This window comes from Streptomyces sp. NPDC039430 (assembly GCF_055639435.1).
Genome location: NZ_JBVKAK010000038.1, coordinates 1 through 3,368 on the forward strand (window position 1 = coordinate 1; position 3,368 = coordinate 3,368).

Annotated in this window: 1 protein-coding gene; it reads left to right on the plus strand. The window is 69.2% G+C overall.

Annotated features, from left to right (window positions below):
• Positions 1–3,368 (plus strand): type I polyketide synthase (locus ACZ7LS_RS36740; protein WP_385341783.1); only part of this gene is annotated, 3,368 nt, incomplete at both ends.

The following is a 3,368-nucleotide window of genomic DNA, read 5'->3' on the forward strand; positions in this document are numbered from 1 at the left end:
GGTCTGGTGGAGCGGCTGGCCGTATTGACGGTGGTTGAACGTCAGGAGGTGCTGTTGGATCTCGTACGTGGCCAGGTGGCTCTGGTTCTGGGGCATGCCGACGGCAACGCGGTCAACCCGGGCCGCGCCTTCCGCGACCTGGGCTTCGACTCACTCACGGCGGTGGAGCTGCGTAACCGGCTCAACACCGCCAGTGGGCTGCGGCTGCCCGCCACGATGGCTTTCGACTACCCGACGGTTCAGGCGCTGGTCGATCATCTGCTCGATGAGTTGCTCGGTGTCGATGCCTATGCCGGTGCCGATGCGAATGTGGCGCTGCCCGTGGCGGGGCGTGGGGCCGTGGTGGCCGATGATCCGATCGTGGTCGTCGGGATGAGCTGCCGGTATCCGGGCGGGGTGGCCTCGCCGGAGGATCTGTGGCGGCTGGTCACCGAGGGCGCTGACGCGATCTCGGGATTCCCGACGAACCGTGGCTGGGACGTGGACGGGCTGTTCAACCCGGACCCCGACCACATGGGCACCACGTACACACGGGAAGGCGGCTTCCTGCACACCGCGGACGAGTTCGACCCGGCGTTCTTCGGCATGTCGCCGCGTGAGGCGCTCGCCACCGACTCCCAGCAGCGGCTGCTGCTCGAAGCGTCCTGGGAGGCGATCGAGCGGGCCGGGATCGACCCGGTGTCCCTGAAGGGCAGCGCGACCGGCGTATTCGCCGGCGTCATGTACAGCGACTACACCACTCTGCTGGGCGGTCCGGAGTTCGAGGGCTTCCAGGGAGGCGGCAGCACGAGCCTGGCGTCGGGCCGGGTGTCGTACACGCTGGGTCTGGAAGGTCCGGCGGTGACGGTGGACACGGCCTGCTCGTCGTCGCTCGTCGCGATGCACTGGGCGATGCAGGCGCTGCGCAGCGGCGAATGCTCCCTGGCGCTGGCCGGCGGCGTGACCGTGATGGCCACGCCCACGGTGTTCGTCGACTTCTCGCGCCAACGAGGTCTGTCGCCGGATGGCCGCTGCAAGGCGTTCTCCGAGTCGGCCGATGGTGTGGGCTGGTCGGAGGGTGTCGGCATGCTGGTGCTTGAGCGGCTGTCCGACGCGCGACGTAACGGTCACCAGGTGCTGGCGGTGGTCAAGGGCTCGGCTGTCAACCAGGACGGTGCGTCGAACGGGTTGACGGCGCCGAACGGTCCTTCGCAGCAGCGGGTGATCCGTCAGGCGCTGGCCAGTGGTGGACTCTCGGCCGATGACGTCGATGTGGTGGAGGCGCATGGTACGGGTACGACGCTGGGTGACCCGATCGAGGCGCAGGCGCTGCTGGCGACGTACGGGCAGGATCGGGACCCGGAGCGGCCGCTGCTGCTGGGCTCGGTGAAGTCGAACCTGGGGCACACCCAGGCCGCCGCCGGTGTCGCCGGTGTGATCAAGATGATCATGGCGATGCGGCACGGGGTGCTGCCGCGGACGTTGCACGTCGATGCTCCGTCGTCGCATGTGGACTGGTCGGAAGGCGCGGTGGAGCTGCTCACCGAGCAGACACGGTGGCCGGAGGTCGGTCGCGCGCGGCGCGCGGCTGTGTCGTCGTTCGGGATCAGCGGCACGAACGCGCACGTCATCCTGGAGCAGCCGGCCACGGTGATCCAGGGAACGGTGGTCGCCGGGGGCGATGACCCGGCGGTGGAGCCGGGTGTGGTGCCGTGGGTGCTCTCCGGCAAGACACCGGAGGCGCTGCGCGGCCAGGCAGGACGGCTGCTCTCCTACATCCAGGCGCGGTCCGAGCTGCGGCCGGTGGATGTCGGGTTCTCGCTGGCGACGGGCCGGTCGATGTTCGACCACCGAGCGGTGGTCTCGGCCGGCGGGCGCGCGGAGATGGTGCGCGCGCTGGCGGGCCTGGCGGTCGGCGAGCCGGACGCTTTGGTGGTGTCGGGTTCGGTCGTCGGTGGGAAGACGGCGGTGCTGTTCTCGGGGCAGGGGAGTCAGCGGTTGGGGATGGGGCGTGAGTTGTATGGGCGGTTTCCGGTGTTCGCGGAGGCGTTGGATTCCGTACTCGCGCTGCTGGAAGCGGAGTTGGGTGGGTCGTTGCGTGGGGTGATGTGGGGTGAGGACGCCGACTCGCTGAATGACACGGGGTGTGCTCAGCCGGCGTTGTTCGCGGTGGAGGTGGCGTTGTTCCGGTTGGTGGAGTCGTGGGGTGTGCGGCCGGAGTTCGTGGCGGGGCATTCGATCGGTGAGATCGCGGCGGCGCATGTGGCGGGGGTGTTCTCGCTGGAGGATGCCTGTCGTCTGGTGGTGGCGCGTGGGTCGTTGATGCGGGCGTTGCCGGTGGGTGGGTCGATGATGGCGGTGCAGGCGACGGAGGACGAAGTCACTCCGCTGCTGTCGGGTGAGGTGTCGATCGCGGCGATCAACGGCCCCGCTTCGGTTGTTATTTCGGGTGACGAGGACGCTGTCCTGGCGGTGGCGGCGCGTCTGTCGGAGCGGGGGCGTAAGACTGCGCGTCTGCGTGTCTCGCACGCGTTCCACTCGCCCCTGATGCGGCCGATGCTGGATGACTTCCGCACCGTCGTGGAGGGGTTGTCGTTCGCGGCTCCCCGGATCCCGGTCGTGTCGAATCTGACCGGAGCCCTGGCGTCGGCGGAGGAGTTGTCCTCGCCCGGGTACTGGGTGCGGCATGTCCGGGAGGCGGTCCGGTTCGCGGACGGTGTGCGGACACTGGCGGAGCAGGGTGTGCGCACGTTTCTGGAGCTGGGTCCTGACGGTGTGCTGTCGGCCATGGCCCAGGAGTCCGTACCGGACGGAACCGCGACCGTACCCATCCTCCGCAAGAACCGCCCCGAGGAAGCCTCGGCCGTCACCGCACTCGCTGAGCTGCATGTACGTGGGGTTGTCGTGGACTGGGCCGAGTTCTTCGCCGGTACTGGGGCCTCGCGGGTGGATGTGCCCACGTACGCCTTCGAACACCAGGCGTTCTGGCCCAGGAGTCTGCGCGGTGGTGCGGACGACGCGGCGGCGATCGGGCTTGCGTCGGCGGGGCATCCGCTGCTCAACGGCGTGGTGGAGTTGGCCGAGGGCGAAGGCGTGCTGCTCACCGGTCGGCTCTCCACCCAGACGCATCCGTGGCTGGCTGATCACGCCGTGATGGGCAGGATTCTTCTTCCCGGTACCGCGCTGCTTGAGCTGGCGATCCGGGCCGGTGACGAGGTCGGCTGCGACCGGGTCGAGGAGCTGACGCTCGCCGCGCCGCTGACCCTGGCGGAGCGTGGTGCCGTACAGCTGCAAGTGCGGGTGGGTGTGGCGGATGTGTCGGGGCGGCGTACGGTCGCGATTCATTCGCGTCCTGAGGGTGAGGCGGAGTTGCCGTGGACGCAGCACGC